We start from the raw sequence: 22,651 nt of genomic DNA on the forward strand, positions 1-22,651 counted from the left end.
GTGATTAGCAAAACTTTAACTTGATATTATGTTGATAAGTAGCAGATTTTCTAAAATCTAAATTCTTACTTCTAAATTCAAATTGTATCTTTGCAACAAATTAGAAAAAAATGTCAAAACCAGTTAGAGTACGATTTGCTCCAAGTCCAACAGGAGGATTACATATTGGTGGTGTGAGAACCGCTTTATTTAATTATTTATTTGCTAAAAAAAATAACGGAACATTCTATTTAAGAGTAGAAGACACCGATCAAACTAGATTTGTTGAAGGAGCTGAAGCCTATATTTTAGAAGCTCTAGAGTGGTTAGGAATTTCTCCAGATGAAACAGTTGGAAAAAATGAAAAATTTGGACCATATCGTCAAAGTGAACGTAAAGGAATTTATAAAGAATATGCGGATCAATTGATTGAAAATGGATGGGCATATTATGCTTTTGACACGTCTGAATCATTAGATGCACACAGAAAACAACACGAAGCTGAAGGAAAAACATTCATTTACAATTGGCATAATCGTGAAAAATTAGATACTTCTTTAGTTCTTTCAAAAGAAGAAACTCTTCAAAGAATTGAAAATGGTGATGCTTTTGTAATTCGTTTTAAAACTCCAGTGAATGAGATTTTAGAATTGAAAGACATCATACGTGGTGATATAAAGTTTGATACCAATTTATTAGATGATAAAGTTTTATTCAAAAGTGATGGAATGCCAACGTATCATTTAGCGAATATTGTCGATGATCATTTGATGGAAACTTCTCATGTAATTCGTGGTGAAGAATGGTTACCAAGTATGCCATTGCACAGTTTATTATACAGAGCCTTTGGTTGGGAAGCCCCTGAATTTGCACATTTACCTTTAATTCTAAAACCAGTTGGAAACGGAAAATTAAGTAAGCGTGATGGTGATAAATTAGGATTTCCAGTATTTCCATTGGCTTGGAAAACGGCAGAAGGAACATCAATGGGTTATAGAGAGCAAGGATTTTTTCCTGAAGCAGTTCTTAACTTTTTAGCATTATTAGGTTGGAATGATGGAACAGATAAAGAATTATATTCCTTAGAAGAATTAGTTGAAGTTTTTGATTTAAGCCGAATTCACAAAGCAGGAGCGAAGTTTGATCCAGAGAAGAATAAATGGTTTAATCATCAATATTTAATAGGCAAAAGTGATAAGGCATTAGCTATAAGTTTTTCAAAAGATTTAGAAGAACGAGGAGTTATTACTTCTTTAGATTTGGAAAGAGTTGTTGGATTGGTAAAAGAAAGAGCTAATTTCGTGAATGAACTTTGGGATTTATCAGATTATTTCTTTGAAGCACCAACATCTTATGATGAAAAAGCATCCAAAAATTGGAAAGAAGAAACTCCGGCTTTAATGGAAAAAGTAATTGTTGAATTGAATAACATTTCAGATTTCACTTCTCAAAACATTGAAACTTTATTAAAAGAGTGGATGACCACTAATGAAATAGGAATGGGAAAAGTAATGCAACCTTTACGATTAAGTTTGGTTGGAGCTTTAAAAGGACCACATTTATTTGACATCATTGAAATGATTGGAAAAGAAGAAAGTATAAAACGTATTGAGAAAGCGATACAAACCTTATAAAAAAGTTAATCCCGAAAGTTTCGGGATTTTTTTTTGTAACTTTTCACAACTTTGAGCGTATAATTAACATAACCAATTTAAAAAATTCAAACTATGATCGGAATTTACATTATCATTTTTTTAGCAGTAGTGATTTTATTTTCATCCTTTTTTACTGTAAAACAGCAAACATCTGCTGTTATTGAGCGTTTTGGTAAATATGCAAGTACTCGTACTTCAGGTTTACAATTAAAATTACCCATTATAGATAGAGTTGCAGGAAGAGTAAATCTTCGTATTCAACAATTAGATGTAATGATTGAAACGAAAACTAAAGATAACGTATTCGTTAAACTAAAAGTTTCAGTACAATTTAAAGTATTACAAGAAAGTGTTTACGAAGCTTTTTATAAATTAGAATATCCACATGATCAAATTACTTCTTATGTATTTGACGTAGTTCGTGCCGAAGTACCAAAATTAAAATTAGATGATGTTTTTGAACGTAAAGATGATGTAGCGGTTGCCGTAAAAAGAGAATTAAACGGTGCAATGTCAGGTTATGGATATGATATTATCAACACTTTGATTACAGATATTGATCCAGATATTCAAGTTAAGAATGCTATGAACAGAATTAATGCTGCTGATAGAGAAAAAACAGCTGCAGAATATGAAGCTGAAGCAGGAAGAATTAGAATTGTAGCTAAAGCAAAAGCTGAAGCTGAAAGTAAAAGACTTCAAGGTCAAGGAATTGCTGACCAACGTAGAGAGATTGCACGTGGATTAGTTGAATCTGTAGATGTATTGAACAGAGTTGGAATTAATTCTCAAGAAGCTTCTGCTTTAATTGTAGTTACACAACATTATGACACTTTACAAGCAATTGGTGCTGATTCAAATAGTAATTTAATCTTATTACCAAATTCACCACAAGCTGGAAGTGAAATGTTAAATAACATGGTTGCAAGTTTTACAGCAAGTAATCAAGTTGGTGAATCTATGAAAAGAGCAAATTCTACAAAAAGAAAAAAAGCTGAAGATTCAGAAAATAAAGAATAGATTTTAGTTTTCCACTTTGGTGGAAACCAAATTACAAAAAAGACTGCTTTTTAAAAAAAGTGGTCTTTTTTTCATTTTACAAAGATTATTATCCTAAAACAGTTAAAATTAAAATATGGTTTGAAAAACTGAGGCCTTTTAAGCCAAAACGCATTTAAAAAACGCTGTTAAACGATTTTTACCACACGCATGAACTAACATTAAACAATTCTTAAAGTGCGTTAAAATTAACTTATGAAAGTCGTTTTTTAATGATTTACTTATGATTCTTTTATTTTTAATAGATTTTGTTTATAGTTAAAATAATTGCGGAAAATTATAATTTTCTTACAAAACAAAAATTCCAAACTCAAGATTCTGAATCTTGAGTTTGGAATTAATTAAATGAGATTCTGAATCAAGTTCAGAATAACAGAAAAATGTAGAATGAAATTGAAAAGATTTCCGTTTTAACGGAAATTTTATTGATTGCTAATTTTTGCCCAAGTATCTCTTAATCCAACCGTTTTGTTAAAAACTAATTTATCAGCTTTTGAGTCTCTGTCTACACAGAAATATCCTAAACGTTGGAATTGATAATGTTCTAATTCTTTGGCATTTACTAATGAAGGTTCTACATAACCAGTAATAATTTCTAATGAATTTGGGTTTATGTATTCTTTAAAATCAACTTCTTTGTCTCCATCAGGATTTTCGTGAGTAAATAACCTATCATATACTCTAACTTCTGCTTCAACAGCGTGTTTTGTAGAAACCCAATGAATCGTTCCTTTTACTTTTCTTTGACTAGCTTCCGAACCACTTCCTGATCTAGAATCTTCGTCATAAGTACAATGAATTTCTGTTATATTTCCGTCAGCATCTTTTACAACTGACTCACCTTTAATGATATATGCATTTTTAAGACGAACTTCTGTTCCTAATGTTAAACGGAAAAATTTCTTGTGAGCTTCTTCTTGAAAATCTTCTCTTTCGATATATAATTCTTTAGAAAAAGGTAAACTTCTATATGTCATTACCTCTTCTTCTTGGTTGTTTTCTGCTTCAACCCATTCTTCTTTTCCGTCAGGATAATTGGTAATTATCAACTTCACAGGATTCAAAACAGCCATTACTCTTGGAGCAATTTTATTTAAATCTTCACGAACGTAAAACTCTAGTAATGAAACATCTATAAGGTTATCACGTTTAGCAATTCCGATTGCATTTGCGAAATTTGTTATAGCAGCTGGTGTATATCCACGTCTTCTCATTCCAGAAATGGTTGACATTCTAGGATCATCCCAACCTGTTACATGATTTTCAGTAACTAATTGCGCTAATTTTCTTTTACTAACAACTGTATGAGAAAGATTTCTTCTTGCAAATTCTCGTTGTTTTGGTCTTACTTTAGTTTCATCATAAATTTGGTTTAAGAACCAATCATATAATTCTCTATGTGGTAAAAATTCTAATGTACAGAAAGAATGCGAAATTTGTTCGATATAATCACTTTCACCGTGAGCCCAATCATACATTGGATAAATGCACCATTTACTTCCAGTTCTGTGATGTTCTTTGTGTAAAATTCTATAAATTAAAGGATCACGCATTAACATGTTAGTTGCGTTCATGCTTATTTTTGCACGTAAAACATGAGTTCCTTCTGGAAATTCACCATTTTTCATACGTTCAAATAAGTCTAAATTTTCTTCAACTGAACGATTTCTGAAAGGAGAATCTGTACCAAATTGAGTTGGAGTTCCTTTTTGAATAGCCATATCTTCAGAAGATTGACTATCAACATAAGCTTTACCATTTTTGATTAACTCGATGGTCCAATCATATAATTGCTGAAAATAATCTGATGCATAACACTCTTTATCCCATTGGAAGCCAAGCCATTCTACATCTTTTTTGATTGCGTCTACAAATTCTTGTTCTTCTTTTGCAGGGTTTGTATCATCAAAACGAAGGTTAACAGGGGCTTTATAATCTAATCCTAATCCAAAATTTAGACAAATAGAACTTGCATGACCAATATGTAAATAGCCGTTTGGTTCTGGGGGAAAACGAAAACGTAATTTATCATTTGATAAACCGTTTTTTAAGTCTTCATTAATAATTTGTTCTATGAAGTTTAATGATTTTTGTTCTGACATTTCAGTATATTTTTAGCAAAAATAGCTAAAATTATTAAGGCTAAAAATTGAATTTATATATTAAATAGTTTTAGTACGGTTTAACAATTTAAAAAAGGTGGTTTTACCGTATAAAAGGGTGTTTTAATCGATTTTAACGGTTATCAACAATAAATGTTTATAAAAAAAACTTGGTTGTTAATAAAATTTTATATATTTGTAATAGTAATATTCGGACACTTATATTAAATTAAAAATCAATATGTTACAAAAGTTAATAGCCCCGTTAGCTTTGTTGAACAAAAAAGTTTTTTTAACAATAGCCTTGTTAATAAGTTGTATTATTGCCACTGCGCAAATTACAATAAACACACCTACATTGGGATTTACTCAAGTATGTGCTTCAACAACTTTTAACAATTACAATCTTAGTTTTTCTTTTTCTCCTGCTTCTAATTTAGGAACAGGAAATGTATTTTCTATAGAATTATCTAATGCAGCTGGTAGTTTTGCTTCACCCACGGTATTAACAACTTCTTCGGCAATAACTTCTCCCGTAAACGTGTCTTTTCCTTTTCCAACTAATGTTAATGGAACAAATTATAGAATTCGTATAAAAAGTTCTTCACCTGTAAGTACCAGTCCCTCAAGTCCGGCTTTTTCAGCAAATTATGCTGTTTATAATCAACCTTTCACTATTAACAATAACGTTTTTAATCAATCTATATGTAGTACCTCTACTTATAGTTTAACTATTGATAGTGGCCCAAATAGTCCTTTAAATTTTTCTCAATTAATATATGTTTGGGAAAAAGATGGAGTTGTTTTGTCGGGCCAAACAGGTCCAAGTTTACCTGTAACAACAGCAGGTAGTTATTTTGTTAGCGTAAATTATGGAACATGTAATTACAACTCTTATTCTAATGCTGTTGCAATTACTGTAATTCCATCGGAAACATTGACCATAAACTCTCAAGGCAATGCAACAAATATTTGTCCTACAACTGGTTTATTATTATCAAGTATGATTGCTAGTTCTGGGTATACATATCAATGGTATTTAAACAATGTGTCAATAAGCAGTGCAACTAGTGCGACTTATACCGCAACACAAGCGGGTAATTATTCATTAATAGCTTCAAATTCAGCATGTGTTATTAATTCAAATATTTTAGTACTAACAGAAAATAGTTTTGCTCTTTCATTAGATTCAGGGGCTGAAGTTAACTTGTTACCTGGTCAAAATAAAACATTAACTTGTACAACCAATGCTTCAAACCCAACATATATTTGGTATAGAAACAATGTTGAGTTAACAGGACAAGTAGGTAATTCTTTATCGGTAACTCAAACTGGAACTTATAAAGTGAAAGTGAAACAAAATACAGGCTGTATTCTTGAAAAAGAAGTTTCAACATTAGTTTCTCCATATACCTCTTATAACTTAACAATAATTCACGACGCAGACTATACGAGTTGTGAAAACCTTACAGAAACTTTAACTGTTCAAGATTTTGAAGCGAGTTCTAATTTAATAACAGTTGCTGTACCATCAAACATTGGTGTAACTTATATATGGTATAAAAATAATGTTGCGATAATCGGAGCTAATTCGCCTAGTTATACAATAGCTAATTATACAGATAATGGTAATTATCGTGTAGAAGCAAAATTTACTGATGGACAAATCGTTTCTTCTAATGCTTTAGATGTTAAGTTAAAAATTGACGAGACTATAAATTTAACAACTGATGGTATTTTGTGTACTACTAATTCTAGTGTTACAATTACTTCTTCTATTACAGATGCTGTTTTTACTTATCAATGGTTTATGGATGGAGATGCTACAGTTTTAGGAACAAATACAAGCTATAACGCAACAGTGGTTGGTGATTATTATTTAAAAATATCTCTTTTTGGATGTGAATTAAATTCAGATTTAATAGCTGTATCAACCATCGATGAAGGTCAATTAATAACAAATTATGATGAAGACATTTACATTAATGAAGGTGAAGAAATAACAATTATTGCTTCTGGAGTAGATTCTTATGAATGGTTTATTGATGGTGTTTTAGAAAATTCAACAAACGAAATTATTGTAAATCAAGAAATTACGATTCAGCTAATAGCACAACTTAATGGCTGTGAAATTATTAGAAATTTTACTGTCTTAATTCAGCCTAAAGTTTTTAGTGCTATAATTCCAAACACGATAACTCCAAATAATGATGGTAAAAACGATACTTGGATAATTACTGAAGAATTGGCTTATCAAAATAACGTTGAGATTGTAATATTTTCATCTAATCAACAGATTGTTTATAGTACAAAAGATTATCAAAATAATTGGCCATTAGATTCAATTTCAAAAAACAATAAAATTTTTTATTACAAAATAATACGAGATAATTCTACCATATATCAAGGTACGATATCAGTAATACAATAAGAATGAATAGACACAAATTTCTTTTTATTATAGGGCTTGTCTTAAGCTGTGTTATAACTAATGCTCAAACTGATAGCAGTGATGAGTTTATAATGCCGTCTCAGACATTTATGCGTTTTAATAGAAATTTAGTTAACCCAACGTTATCAATATTTAATAGTTATAAATCAGAATATGTAGCTTATCATAGAAACCAATGGTTTGATTATGATGAATCACCAAAAACATACATGGTAAATTACTCTGGAAACGATTATGAAAATACTGGTTATGGATTAGGAATATATCAACAAGAGGTTGGTGTTTGGAAAAGCATTGGGGCTATTGCAAATTATGCAAAAGGTGTGCGTTTAAACGATGAAACTATATTGTCTTTAGGGTTTAATGTAGTCTTTTTTAATTCGGGTTTAAACAGAGGTAAAATAATAACTGGTGAAGCAGATCCGTATTTGGAACAATATGATAATACAAGTATGTTGATGCTAAATCCTGGATTATCTATCCAAGTTGGAAAGTTTAATTTTGGTGTTTATGGAGATAATTTAGTGGATTATAATTTCAAATTAGGCGAAATGCAAACCAAATTTGGTGAAAAAACTATCTCAAGTCATTTGTCGTATATGTACTCTTTGGAGAATGCTTCAAATTTATTTGAAAACAGTAGTTTAACCTTTTTAGGAAGAGGAAAATATATTGCCATGGAAGACTTTGATTATTCTGGTGGAATATTATATAATGTTCCAAGAGCTGGTTGGGTTCAAGGTTCTTATAGTGATTATTATGGGGTTTCGGGTGGTTTAGGAATAAACATCTCACAAAAAATTGCTGTAGGTTATAATTACGAAAAAGGATTAGGTAAAGAAATTACAAATTTAGGAGCTACTCATGAAATATTTTTAGCCCTTACATTAGATAGCAATGAAGAATTCTCAGCATATGCTAAAAAACCAAAAATTAATAAACAAGAAGAAGCCGATAGACTTAAAAATCAAACCTTAGAACAAGAAGAAATTGACAGGTTTAAACAAAATATTTATAATCAAACTATTGTAGAAACGAACAATACAATTGTTAAAAAACTAGAAGAGTTTGTTTTGAATGCAGAGAACGACAACATTAATTATTTACTACTCCCAGAGAAAAACACTGGAGTTAAGAAAGGATATTATGTGATTGCTACTATTTATAAAGATAAAAATAAAGCGTCGAAATTTATAAGTGAGTTAAAGAAAAAAGGATTAAACAAAAGTGGATCATTTAAAACATCTGGCAATCAATGGAACTATGTTTACATAGAACGTTTTGAAAGTTATGAAGCAGCCAAAAAAGCATATCAAACAAAATTCAACAATAAGTACCCCGAAACTATGTGGATTTTACCAATACTATAACCTATGAGAAAAATTACCCTATCTCAAAAATTTGTTGCTATTCTAATTTTAACATTAGGAACAATTACGTCATCAGCACAAATTAAAAACCCTTTTGATGTTCGATTTCAAACAACTGTAAGAGGAGATTTAACCATGATCTCTAACAATATTGTTAATAGAAGTCCAAACCCAAATACGGCCTATAATACAACTGGAGGTTCATCTATCTATAATGATGAAACTAATATGCAGTTTATTGATATTGATGGTTCAACTCAAACATTTAATTCGAGTAGTGCTAATTTGACAGTTCCAGATGCAACATGTTCAAAGATCGTTCATGCTGGATTGTATTGGTCAGCAACTTATAGATATAATATAGGTAACGACCCTTCTAGTGGACGTGCAACAGATTGGAATCAAGTAAAATTTAGAGTACCTGGTGGTGCTTATGTAAATGTGATTGCTGATGAAGTTTTATATGATGGTTTTGCTGATCCTATTCAAACAAATGTTACGCATGGTCCTTATGGTTGTTTTGCAGATGTTACTGCCTTAGTGTCTGGATTAGCCAATCCAAATGGAACCTATTTCGTCGGAAATATTAGAGTTAGTACAAATGGTAATAGTAGCGGTTCATTTTCAATACAAGGTGGAGTAGCTGGTGGATGGACTTTAGTAATCGTATACGAAAACATTAATTTACCCGGTAAAAAAATTACAACTTTTGATGGATATGCTGTTGTGGCTTCAAATGCTGGAAATTTAGATATTCCTGTTTCTGGATTTTCGACATTGCCTGCTCCATTTCCAGTAAGAGCAAAACTTGGAATTTCTACTTTAGAAGGAGATAATAGAGTTATAGGTGATCAATTAAGAATTAAAGCAAATTCAATAGCTGGTTTTACAAACCTAACAAATACACCTTTACCTGCCGCAGCAGTAACAAATAATTATTTTAATTCTTCAATTACCTTAAATGGCGCCTTTTTTAATGCCAGAAATCCAAATAGTTTAAACACCCTAGGTTGGGATGCTCACTTAAATAGAGTTAATAATCCTGGAAATAGCGTAATCCCTAATAATGAGACTGGTGTAACCTTAAGGGCGGTTTCAAGTGGTGATAAATATGATGTGTTTTTTACTTCTTTTGATGTTGAAATTATTGAACCTCAAATTCCTTTATTAAAACAAGTTGAAGATATATCTGGTAATAATGTAAACGGTCAAACCTTAACCTTAGGACAAGAAATTTTTTATACCTTAACTTTTCAGAATACTGGAAATGATAATGCGCTGAATTTTACCCTTACTGATATATTGCCAACAAACGCAATATTTCCAGCAAATGGAACTATTCAGCCTGGAGATTTAATTTTACCACCGGGAGTTACTTATGTTTTTAACCCAACAACAAATCAATTTACATTTTCTATACCAAATAATTTAGTTGAAATAGGAGATCCAGCTTATACAATAAAAATTAAGGTTAAGTTACCTTTAAATTGTGAAGATTTTAGAGATGCTTGTACTAATCAAATAATTAACCAAGCCTATGTTTCTTATAATGGAGAATTAAATACTCAAGTTATTACAGATAACCCTAGTTTCAATGGATATGACAATTGTAATTATCCAACTCCAGGAACAACAAATTTTATAGCAAATATTGATGATTGTATTTTTACAAGAACAGAAATTTTATGTGGTAACACTTTAGAATTAACAGGAGCTGATGGTTACGACACTTATTTGTGGCAAGATTCATCGGGAAATACAATTGGAAATACACAAACAATAACTGTAAATGCTACAGGAACCTATACTGTGTTTTTATCTATTCCACCACCTTGTGTTTCAATATATGAGACAGTAAATGTTGTAGATTTTAACAATGCCATAAGTTCAAACCCAGCAATTCCTTATGCAAATGTTGTAGAAACATGTCCTAATGATGGTTCACAGTTACCAAAAATATTTTTATGTGGGTTAAATGATAGTGTCTTAATTCAATCCGGAGTAAATAATGCTATTAGTATACAATGGCAACAACTAGTTCCTGGAAGTTGTGCTCCAGTTGGAATTAGTAACTGTGCCAATACTAATAATAGTTGTACATGGAATACGGTTGGAACAGGTCCAAATTTTAATGTAACAACAGCTGGTGAATATCAGGTTATTTTTAACTATCAAAATGGTTGTTTTAGAAAATTCTATTTTAATGTTTTTCAAAACACATTAAATCCTGATATAGTAACGTCAAATATTATTTGTACAACACCTGGTTCAATTACAATAAACAATATTCCTTCTACTTACGAATTTAGTTTATCTCCTACTGGTCCGTTTTCATCAAACAATGTAATTCCGATAACTACTGCAGGAAATTATACTGTATACATTCAACAAACAGGAGTAACAGGAGGATGTCTTTTTGAGTTTCCAAATATTAATATCTTAAATCAAATTTTAGATGTTGATGTGATTGTTACAGATAAACTTTGTAATGATGGTTTTGGAAGTATTAGGGTACAAACGAATGGAGTAGAACCACAATATTATTTTCAGATATCTCAAGGAGCAACAATAATATCAACATTTGGTCCTTCAACAGATAATGATCATTTATTTTCTAATTTAAATCCTGGAACTTATACCGTAACAGCAACAACAGACGATGGTTGTACATATACTGAACAAGTTACTATACAAGATTTATCAGATTTAGCCGTAAGTGCAGCAGTAACACAAAATATTAGTTGTGTAAATGGTCAAGTAACTTTAACACCATCTGGTGGTTTAGCTCCATACAATTATGCTGTTTATAGTTACAATGGAGTTCCAGTAGTATCAGGAAACTATGCTTATCAAACCTACGAAATATTTGAGTATAATATAACTCAAATTGGAACTTATCAATATATAATTGTTGATAGTAATAATTGTACTTCGTTATCAAATATAGTAACAGTAGCAGCTGAACCAACAGTAACAATTACCGAAACTCATACAAACGTAACATGTAATGGGTTGAATAATGGTACAGCTACTATTTCCGCTTTACCTACAAATGGATATGCCATAACTTATAGTATTGATGGAGGAATTAATTATCAAAATTCAAATGTTTTTACTGGATTAGCTCCTGGAACTTATACAATTGATATAAAATACACTAAACCAACACACGAATGTGATTATACAATTAACGTTACAATTACACAACCTACTCCTATAACGGGTCAATCACAAGTAACCCAACAATTAACATGTGTAGCAACAGGAACTATTCAAGCCTTTAATGTAACTGGTGGAACAGCTCCTTATCAATACAGTATTAATGGTATCACTTTTCAAAATGGTGCTTCTTTTCCTAATCTTTCTGCAGGAACTTACGTAATTACTATTAGAGATTTTAATAACTGTACTACAACTACAACTCCAATAACTTTAGTTCAACCTCTTGCTGCAACAGATTTAACGTTTACAGCTTCAAGTGTAACTTGTCCTACTTTAACAAGTAATGTTACAGCAACTATTGTGGGTGGAACTGCTCCTTTTGTAGTTCAAATAACAGCTCCTTCAACTATTGCTGCAACTTCTATTGCTGGAAACGTTGCTACTTTTAATAACTTAGCGGTAGGTTCATATACATTCAATGTAACAGATGCTAATGGATGTATGTATCAAGAAAACTTTACAATTAACCCAATTACTTTTATTAATGTTACTGGAAATTTAGTTTCTAATGTTATTTGTTTCGGTGCTTCTAATGGTGCTGTTTCTTATAATGTAACTGGTTTTAACACTACTTATTCTTATACCGTAAATAGTGGAACAGCTGTTACTAATCAAACTAGTAATACAATAAATTTAAATAGTTTAGCTGCTGGTAATTATGCTATAACAGTTACTGATAACAGTACAAACTGTCAAAGTACTGTAAGTGTAACTGTAGCTCAACCTAGTTCTCCTTTAGCACTTAATGCAACTACAAACCCAATAACTTGTATTGCTAATGGAACTATAAATGCAGCTGCTTCAGGTGGTTGGGGTTCTTATTCTTATACTTTAACACAACCTAATGCTGCAACTGTTGGTCCACAAAGTAGTGGTGTATTCACAAATCAAACACAAACAGGTACTTATACTATTTCGGTTACTGACGGAAATGGATGTATAGTAACTAGTACGGCAACTTTAAGCCCTACTGTTAATCCAACACTAACTATAAGTCCTACTTCAACATTATGTTATAATGCAACAACGGGTTCAACTGTTATATTAACAGCAGCTAGTGGTGTTGCTCCTTATCAATATAGTTCTGGTGGTGCATTTCAATCAAGTAATACTTTTGCTGGATTAACTCCTGGAAATTATACGTTCACAGTTAGAGATAGTTATGGTTGTACGGCAACTGTTACGCAAACTATTACTCCTGCTTTATTAGCACAAACTACCATAACTAAAACATTAGATTGTAGTGCTTCACCAAATGCTGTAATTACAGTAAATGTAAATGGTGGAACAACGCCATACCAATACCAAGTTAATTTTAATGGTGGTGGATTCGGTGCTTTAAATCCAATTGTAGGATCTTCTTTTACTTATTCAACAGCAATTGCAGGTACTTATCAATTCTTAATAACGGGTGCTACTGGTTGTACTTACACTACTAGTATTATCACTATCAATCCAATTACAAATCCAGATATTACTTCTATTACACCAACACAACAAAATTTATGTAATGGAGATACCAATGGTGCAATACAAGTAAATATTGACAACACTCAAGGAACTTCTCCTTTTCAATACAGTATCAATGGCGGAACAACTTATCAAAGTTCAAACATATTTACTGGACTTGCTGCCGGAACCTATACCGTAATTGTAAGAGACTCTAAACTTTGTACAGATACCGAAAGTATTACTCTTGTACAGCCAGCCATACTTGCAGGTCAATCACAAGTAACCCAACAATTAACATGTGTAGCAACAGGAACTATTCAAGCCTTTAATGTAACTGGTGGAACAGCTCCTTATCAATACAGTATTAATGGTATCACTTTTCAAAATGGTGCTTCTTTTCCTAATCTTTCTGCAGGAACTTACGTAATTACTATTAGAGATTTTAATAACTGTACTACAACTACAACTCCAATAACTTTAGTTCAACCTCTTGCTGCAACAGATTTAACGTTTACAGCTTCAAGTGTAACTTGTCCTACTTTAACAAGTAATGTTACAGCAACTATTGTGGGTGGAACTGCTCCTTTTGTAGTTCAAATAACAGCTCCTTCAACTATTGCTGCAACTTCTATTGCTGGAAACGTTGCTACTTTTAATAACTTAGCGGTAGGTTCATATACATTCAATGTAACAGATGCTAATGGATGTATGTATCAAGAAAACTTTACAATTAACCCAATTACTTTTATTAATGTTACTGGAAATTTAGTTTCTAATGTTATTTGTTTCGGTGCTTCTAATGGTGCTGTTTCTTATAATGTAACTGGTTTTAACACTACTTATTCTTATACCGTAAATAGTGGAACAGCTGTTACTAATCAAACTAGTAATACAATAAATTTAAATAGTTTAGCTGCTGGTAATTATGCTATAACAGTTACTGATAACAGTACAAACTGTCAAAGTACTGTAAGTGTAACTGTAGCTCAACCTAGTTCTCCTTTAGCACTTAATGCAACTACAAACCCAATAACTTGTATTGCTAATGGAACTATAAATGCAGCTGCTTCAGGTGGTTGGGGTTCTTATTCTTATACTTTAACACAACCTAATGCTGCAACTGTTGGTCCACAAAGTAGTGGTGTATTCACAAATCAAACACAAACAGGTACTTATACTATTTCGGTTACTGACGGAAATGGATGTATAGTAACTAGTACGGCAACTTTAAGCCCTACTGTTAATCCAACACTAACTATAAGTCCTACTTCAACATTATGTTATAATGCAACAACGGGTTCAACTGTTATATTAACAGCAGCTAGTGGTGTTGCTCCTTATCAATATAGTTCTGGTGGTGCATTTCAATCAAGTAATACTTTTGCTGGATTAACTCCTGGAAATTATACGTTCACAGTTAGAGATAGTTATGGTTGTACGGCAACTGTTACGCAAACTATTACTCCTGCTTTATTAGCACAAACTACCATAACTAAAACATTAGATTGTAGTGCTTCACCAAATGCTGTAATTACAGTAAATGTAAATGGTGGAACAACGCCATACCAATACCAAGTTAATTTTAATGGTGGTGGATTCGGTGCTTTAAATCCAATTGTAGGATCTTCTTTTACTTATTCAACAGCAATTGCAGGTACTTATCAATTCTTAATAACGGGTGCTACTGGTTGTACTTACACTACTAGTATTATCACTATCAATCCAATTACAAATCCAGATATTACTTCTATTACACCAACACAACAAAATTTATGTAATGGAGATACCAATGGTGCAATACAAGTAAATATTGACAACACTCAAGGAACTTCTCCTTTTCAATACAGTATCAATGGCGGAACAACTTATCAAAGTTCAAACATATTTACTGGACTTGCTGCCGGAACCTATACCGTAATTGTAAGAGACTCTAAACTTTGTACAGATACCGAAAGTATTACTCTTGTACAGCCAGACGCCATAACCTTTGATATTTCAATAACAGAAATAACTTGTAATAATCCAGGTGGAACAAGTTATGGTGAAGTAATTTTTGAAAATATAACTGGAGGAACACAACCGTATACTTATTATTTGAGTAGTAATTTTGGCTATGCAGATAGTTATTCAACAACAACAAACGAAGATCATACATTTGTAATATTAAACTTTGGAATATATACTGCTGAGGTAATAGATTCAAATGGTTGTTCTATTGTAAAAAGTAATATTATTATTGCTTCACCACCAGATGACTTAGATATCGATATTTCTACAGCAACAGCTGATTGTATAAGTGGTGGAACTGCAATAATAACTGTTTCCTCTTTAGTAAGTAGTGGTTCTTATGAATTTGGAATACTAGAAACTAATACCTTACCTTATACAACATCTTGGCAATTAGCAGATGCTGGTACTCCAGAAACTTCAACTTTTACAGGTTTAACACCTGGAGTAACTTATACATTTGTAGTTCATGATTTAATTACACTTTGTTATTATTTTGAAACAGCTAATGGTCCAATTCCAACTCCTTCTAATTTAACAACTGTAATAGATGTTGTTCAAAATGTAACTTGTACAGGAAGTGGAAATGGAAATATATCATTTACGTTTGACAATTATAATGCTCTAACTACATCTGTAGATTATGAAATATTCAATGCTCAATCAAATTTAACTACTGGATTGATAGGAAATAGCCTAACACCTGGTGGACCAATAAATGTTCTAAATTTTGGTATATTACCTCCAGGAACCTATTATATATTATTAACAGAAAACGGAACAGGAAGTGCAAATGGTTGTACTTCTGCAACTCCAAACTTTACAATTACTCAATCTACTAACCAATTAATTGGAACAGCTACTTTAGTTAAAAACGATAACTGTAATTTAAATGCTGGAATTGTTACCGCGACTGGTCAGTTTGGAACAGCTCCATATCAATATCAAATTGTGTTAAGTACAGATCCTGCTCCAACGGTTGGAACTTGGACTGGAACCCCTACAAATACTTTCAATGTTGAAAATGGTTCTTATATTGTTTATGTAAAAGATGCTAATAACTGTATAGCAGCTAGTAATATAGTTGTTGTTGGACTTGATCCTTCGCCAGAAATTACTTTAGCAATAGATGATGCCTGTGCAAACGAAGGAAGTTTTGTAATTAATGGTATCAGAACTGTGGATGGAATTGCTCCTTATACTATAACAGTGGATGGAAATACTCCTTACACTGAAAATGCAGCCAACTTTACTATTTCAAACTTATTATCAGGTAGTCATACTGTAACTATTACCGATGCTAATGGTTGTACATATTCACAAACTATCCTTATAGATCAAATTATTAATGGAAATGCAATTGTTACTGTTCAACCTAGTTGTGCTAATAATGATGGTGAAATTCAAGCTACTGCAACTAACGGAAGTACAAATTATTCTTTTGAGTTACAAACAACAGCTGGTGTTAACGTAGCCGGTCCAAACACAACTGGTTTATTTACTGGATTAGGTTTTGGAAACTATAATGTAATTATTTCTGATGCTACTTTAGGATGTGATATTACTATTCCTTTATCTTTAGAACAACCTGCTCCTGTTTCATTCACTACAACACATGAAAATGTAAGCTGTAATGGAGCGACTGATGGAAGTATTTCTATTGCTTTAGACGCAACAAATATTGATACTCCTTATACGTATTCATTATTTGATGGTACAACAACTGTAACTCAAAATAGTCCGATTTTTACAGGTTTAGCTGCTGGAAACTATACCGTAACCGTAACTTCTTCTAAAAACTGTACTGATTCTCAAATTATAAATGTTACCCAGCCAAATCCTTTAGCTTTAGCTCTAACAGGTGGCGATTTTGCTTGTAATAGTAATAACACAGTAAGTGTTGTTACAGTAACAGCAAACGTAGCTTTAGGAACAGGAACTGCTCCTTATTTGTATAGTATAGATGGTACAAATTATCAAACAACTAATACTTTTGATATAGTAGATAATGGAACTATTCAAAATATAACCATAACAGTTCAAGATTTTAATGGTTGTACAATTAATGAATCTATAACTATTAACCCTTTACCAACTATTACTAATGTTGCTGTTACTCAGAATACAGCTTTAACGTGTGCAAATAATGAAGAAGTTTTAATAACTGTAACTGGTGGTTCAGGAAACTATACTTATCAATTGTTACCAAATGGAGCAATTGTTGGACCTACTTCAAGTAATACAGCTACCTTCTCTCTTACTACTGCAGGAACATATACTTTTGAAATAATTGATACCGTAACAGGTTGTAGTACTATTACTGTTCCTTACACAATTAATCCTCTACCTGTTTTAACCGTTGTAGCTGATAATACTAATGCTGTAAATTGTTATGGTGAAACTAATGGTTCTTTCGATATAACAGTTAGTGGTTATTCAGGAAACTATAACTACAATATTTATGATGAAACAAATACAATTGTAGCTTCTGGAAGTAATAATACCACAACAAATCCTTTAACTTTAACTTTAACTAGTTTAGGAGCTGGAAATTATTCGGTTCAAATAATTGCTACACAAACTCCTTTCTGTGAAACTATTTCCAATGTAATCACAATTGGATCACCTGTTGGTCCACTTGGTGTAAATGTAACAGCTACAAACGATAACTGTAATTTAAATGCTGGAATTGTTACCGCGACTGGTCAGTTTGGAACAGCTCCATATCAATATCAAATTGTGTTAAGTACAGATCCTGCTCCAACGGTTGGAACTTGGACTGGAACCCCTACAAATACTTTCAATGTTGAAAATGGTTCTTATATTGTTTATGTAAAAGATGCTAATAACTGTATAGCAGCTAGTAATATAGTTGTTGTTGGACTTGATCCTTCGCCAGAAATTACTTTAGCAATAGATGATGCCTGTGCAAACGAAGGAAGTTTTGTAATTAATGGTATCAGAACTGTGGATGGAATTGCTCCTTATACTATAACAGTGGATGGAAATACTCCTTACACTGAAAATGCAGCCAACTTTACTATTTCAAACTTATTATCAGGTAGTCATACTGTAACTATTACCGATGCTAATGGTTGTACATATTCACAAACTATCCTTATAGATCAAATTATTAATGGAAATGCAATTGTTACTGTTCAACCTAGTTGTGCTAATAATGATGGTGAAATTCAAGCTACTGCAACTAACGGAAGTACAAATTATTCTTTTGAGTTACAAACAACAGCTGGTGTTAACGTAGCCGGTCCAAACACAACTGGTTTATTTACTGGATTAGGTTTTGGAAACTATAATGTAATTATTTCTGATGCTACTTTAGGATGTGATATTACTATTCCTTTATCTTTAGAACAACCTGCTCCTGTTTCATTCACTACAACACATGAAAATGTAAGCTGTAATGGAGCGACTGATGGAAGTATTTCTATTGCTTTAGACGCAACAAATATTGATACTCCTTATACGTATTCATTATTTGATGGTACAACAACTGTAACTCAAAATAGTCCGATTTTTACAGGTTTAGCTGCTGGAAACTATACCGTAACCGTAACTTCTTCTAAAAACTGTACTGATTCTCAAATTATAAATGTTACCCAGCCAAATCCTTTAGCTTTAGCTCTAACAGGTGGCGATTTTGCTTGTAATAGTAATAACACAGTAAGTGTTGTTACAGTAACAGCAAACGTAGCTTTAGGAACAGGAACTGCTCCTTATTTGTATAGTATAGATGGTACAAATTATCAAACAACTAATACTTTTGATATAGTAGATAATGGAACTATTCAAAATATAACCATAACAGTTCAAGATTTTAATGGTTGTACAATTAATGAATCTATAACTATTAACCCTTTACCAACTATTACTAATGTTGCTGTTACTCAGAATACAGCTTTAACGTGTGCAAATAATGAAGAAGTTTTAATAACTGTAACTGGTGGTTCAGGAAACTATACTTATCAATTGTTACCAAATGGAGCAATTGTTGGACCTACTTCAAGTAATACAGCTACCTTCTCTCTTACTACTGCAGGAACATATACTTTTGAAATAATTGATACCGTAACAGGTTGTAGTACTATTACTGTTCCTTACACAATTAATCCTCTACCTGTTTTAACCGTTGTAGCTGATAATACTAATGCTGTAAATTGTTATGGTGAAACTAATGGTTCTTTCGATATAACAGTTAGTGGTTATTCAGGAAACTATAACTACAATATTTATGATGAAACAAATACAATTGTAGCTTCTGGAAGTAATAATACCACAACAAATCCTTTAACTTTAACGGGTCTTGGTGCTGGAAACTATTCTGTACAAATAATTGCTACACAAACTCCTTTCTGTGAAACTATTTCCAATGTAATTAATATATATTCTCCGCCAAACCCATTAACATTGGTTGTTCAACAAACTTCTGATGTGACTTGTAATATTCCTGGTTTAGGAACAATAACTGCACAAGCAAATGGTGGAAACGGAACATATGAATATCAATTAGTAAATACAACTACTAGTACAACTATACAAGCATTTGGAGCCAATAATACATTTACTGGTTTAGATGCAGGTACTTATGAAGTTACAGTTAGAGATATTAATTTATGTGAAGTTTCTCAGACTATAATCCTTATTGCACCAACAGCAATTAATGCTACTTATGTTGTTACAAATGCTAATTTATTATGTTATAATAATACAAATGCAAGTGTTACAATAACAGCAACAGGAGGTCAAGGAAGTTACCAATACACATTGACTGAATCTGATGGTGATATTTATGGACCTCAGATTGAAAATGTGTTTAGTGGTTTAGGCGCAGGCACTTATACTATAAGTATTAATGATGGATGGAATTGTGATTTTACTGCATTGCCATTTACAATTACACAACCAACAAAAATTGAGGCGACTTTAAGTGTTCAAAGTACATTAACTTGTGATAACGATGCTGAATTAATCATTAATGCATCAGGTGGAACACCACCTTATATGTATAGTGCAGATGGAATAACCTTTAATTCAACAAATACATTCTTTGTTGGTCCTGGAACATATCAATATTATGTTACTGATGCAAACGGTTGTACTGCAACACAGACAAATGAAGTGACAATTTCTCCAATCCCATCATTAACTGTAACTATTAATGCTTCAAATACTGCTATTCAATGTAACGGAGATATGAATGCTTCTATTACTGTAAATGCAACGGGCGGATTAGGAAATTATAATTATACTTTATTAAATAGTACTACAATGGCAATTATCACTGGTCCACAAACTAGTAATGTTTTTAGTCCATTAGGTGCTGGATCATATATTGTAAGTGTTAATAGTGTTGATTGTGATCAAAACTCAAATACGGTTATTATTACACAACCTTTAAACCCACTTAACATTACTAATTTTACAGTAATACCTGCAACTTGTAATGGAACAGCAAATGGAAGTATAACATTTAACCCAACTGGAGGAACACCTCCTTATCAATATGCAATTACAAATCATTTAGATCAATTTTTTGATACAAATACTTTTATTGGTTTAGGTGTGGGTACATATTCAGTAGTTGTTCAAGATACTAACGGTTGTTTTGAAACAATCAATGTTCAAATGACAGAACCTGCTCCTTTAGTCGCGTCTTCTGTTAATACGTTTGAAGTATGTGAAGGAAGTAATAATGGAACTGCAACTTTAACCATAACTGGTGGAACTGCTCCTTATTATACAAGTTTAGATGATGATACACCAACTAGTTTTGTACAAGGGCAATTAATTTTTAATAACTTAGATAGCACGGTTGATCATACTATATTTGTGCATGATGCTAATGACTGTCAGACAACAGTTTATATTCCTGTTGGAAATCCTATTACATTGACACCAACTGCTACTGTAACTTATGCTTGTACAACTACGACTACCTTACAAAACAATACAGTAACAGTTAATGTTGAAGCTTCTAATGTTGGTCAAGTTCAGTATTCATTAGATAATCAAACAAATTATCAAACAAACAATGTCTATACTAATTTAAATAATGGTACACATACTATTTATGTAATGCATACAAATGGTTGTGTTAAAACAGTAACAGTAAACATTACAAACTGGAGTCCAGTTACTGAAACTCATACTCAAGTTAATGTATTATGTAATAGTGCAACAACTGGTAGTATAACAGTGAATGGAAATGGTGGAAACGGAACATATCAATATGCAATTTCTCCAGCATTTACTTACGGAACGGCAAATACATTCAACAATTTAACTGTTGGAACATATACTGTAAAAGTAAAAGATGGTAATAACTGTGAAATTGAAACACAACTAATAACAATAACTCAACCAACAGTATTAAATGCAATTGTATCTGATTTTGAACAAGATGTTTGTCAAGGAGATAATGCAGGATATATACAAGTAACTGCTAGTGGTGGAGTTGGTCCTTATATGGCAAGTTTTAATAACACAACTAATTATCAAGCAGTAAATGCTTCTAATATTGTAGACTATTTTGGTTTAGCTGGTGGAGCAACATATACTATTTATATAAAAGATGTTAATGGTTGTGTCACTTCTGTTCAACAAACTTTAGATCCAGCAGTTGATTTAGATCCAAACGCTGTTGTAGTTTATGATTGTTTAGATAACCAATCAACAAATACTGTAACAATTTCAGTCGATGCAATCTATCAAAACGATGTTGTTTATTCGATTGATGGAGTTAATTTCCAATTAAGTAACACGTTTACAAATGTTGCTGCTGGTAACTACACTGCATATGTTGAACATTCTAACGGTTGTTTTAACAGTAATGAAACTTTTACAGTTGATCAAATTGATGCGGTTAGTTTAATTGTAACTGAAACAGGATTAAATGAAATAACAGCAGTTGCTTCTGGTGGTGTTCCTCCTTATTCGTATGTGTTTAATGGAACAAACACAGGATCAAACAATGTATTTATCTTTAATCAAACAGGAAATCAATATGTATCTGCTTATGATGCAAATGGTTGTGAAGCTAATTTTACAATTCCAACAACATTCTACCCTATAGAAATTCCAAACTTCTTTACACCTGATGGAAATGGATTTAACGATTATTGGTCACCTAAAAATGTAGATAACTATACTAATATTGAAAGTTTAATTTTCGATAGATACGGTAGAGAAATCATACGATTAAAATTAGGAGAATCTTGGAACGGAACTTATGACTCTATTGATTTACCATCTGGTGATTACTGGTATTTGGTAAATGTAAATGACGGAACAGGAAGAACATTCACGGGTAACTTCACTCTTTATAGATAATATAAA

The 22,651-nt window shown here is 31.9% G+C and carries 6 protein-coding genes; 5 read left to right on the plus strand and 1 reads right to left on the minus strand.

Going from position 1 to position 22,651, the window contains the following annotated elements:
- Positions 1–110 precede the first annotated feature (110 nt).
- Both gltX and AAC008_RS12400 read left to right on the plus strand, forming a co-directional pair.
- Positions 111–1,613 carry a glutamate--tRNA ligase gene (gene gltX, locus AAC008_RS12395; RefSeq protein WP_339889601.1) on the plus strand — a complete coding sequence of 501 codons (1,503 nt, stop codon included), beginning with the start codon at positions 111–113 and terminating at the stop codon, positions 1,611–1,613.
- A 93-nt stretch (positions 1,614–1,706) separates the two neighbouring features.
- The gene (locus AAC008_RS12400; RefSeq protein ID WP_339889602.1) at positions 1,707–2,654 is read left to right on the plus strand and encodes an SPFH domain-containing protein; all 948 of its coding nucleotides are present in this window, start codon (positions 1,707–1,709) and stop codon (positions 2,652–2,654) included.
- Positions 2,655–3,115: 461 nt separating this feature from the next.
- Here the strand turns inward: AAC008_RS12400 and AAC008_RS12405 are convergent, their stop codons facing one another.
- Positions 3,116–4,795: a glutamine--tRNA ligase/YqeY domain fusion protein gene (locus tag AAC008_RS12405; RefSeq protein ID WP_339889603.1), complete on the minus strand. Its 1,680-nt coding sequence runs from the start codon at positions 4,793–4,795 to the stop codon at positions 3,116–3,118.
- Positions 4,796–5,036: 241 nt separating this feature from the next.
- On the opposite strand from AAC008_RS12405, the gene AAC008_RS12410 reads away from it, so the two are divergent.
- From AAC008_RS12410 to AAC008_RS12420, 3 genes are read left to right on the plus strand one after another with little or no spacing between them, the layout of a single operon-like run.
- A complete protein-coding gene (locus AAC008_RS12410) occupies positions 5,037–7,226 on the plus strand; it encodes a gliding motility-associated C-terminal domain-containing protein (protein WP_339889604.1) in 2,190 nt (729 codons plus the stop codon).
- Between the two features lie 2 nt (positions 7,227–7,228).
- On the plus strand, positions 7,229–8,617 hold the full coding sequence (locus AAC008_RS12415; protein WP_339889605.1) for a PorP/SprF family type IX secretion system membrane protein: 1,389 nt from the start codon (positions 7,229–7,231) through the stop codon (positions 8,615–8,617).
- Between the two features lie 3 nt (positions 8,618–8,620).
- Complete coding sequence (locus AAC008_RS12420) at positions 8,621–22,645, plus strand: T9SS type B sorting domain-containing protein (RefSeq protein WP_339889606.1); 14,025 nt, start codon at positions 8,621–8,623, stop codon at positions 22,643–22,645.
- Positions 22,646–22,651 lie beyond the last annotated feature (6 nt).

It is taken from the genome of uncultured Flavobacterium sp., assembly GCF_963975515.1.
GTDB lineage: Bacteria > Bacteroidota > Bacteroidia > Flavobacteriales > Flavobacteriaceae > Flavobacterium.

Coding starts and splice junctions, on each gene's coding strand:
- gltX (WP_339889601.1), top strand. CDS start 111: ATGTCAAAACCAGTTAGAGTACGATTTGCTCCAAGTCCAACAGGAGGA.
- AAC008_RS12400 (WP_339889602.1), top strand. CDS start 1,707: ATGATCGGAATTTACATTATCATTTTTTTAGCAGTAGTGATTTTATTT.
- AAC008_RS12405 (WP_339889603.1), bottom strand. CDS start 4,795: ATGTCAGAACAAAAATCATTAAACTTCATAGAACAAATTATTAATGAA.
- AAC008_RS12410 (WP_339889604.1), top strand. CDS start 5,037: ATGTTACAAAAGTTAATAGCCCCGTTAGCTTTGTTGAACAAAAAAGTT.
- AAC008_RS12415 (WP_339889605.1), top strand. CDS start 7,229: ATGAATAGACACAAATTTCTTTTTATTATAGGGCTTGTCTTAAGCTGT.
- AAC008_RS12420 (WP_339889606.1), top strand. CDS start 8,621: ATGAGAAAAATTACCCTATCTCAAAAATTTGTTGCTATTCTAATTTTA.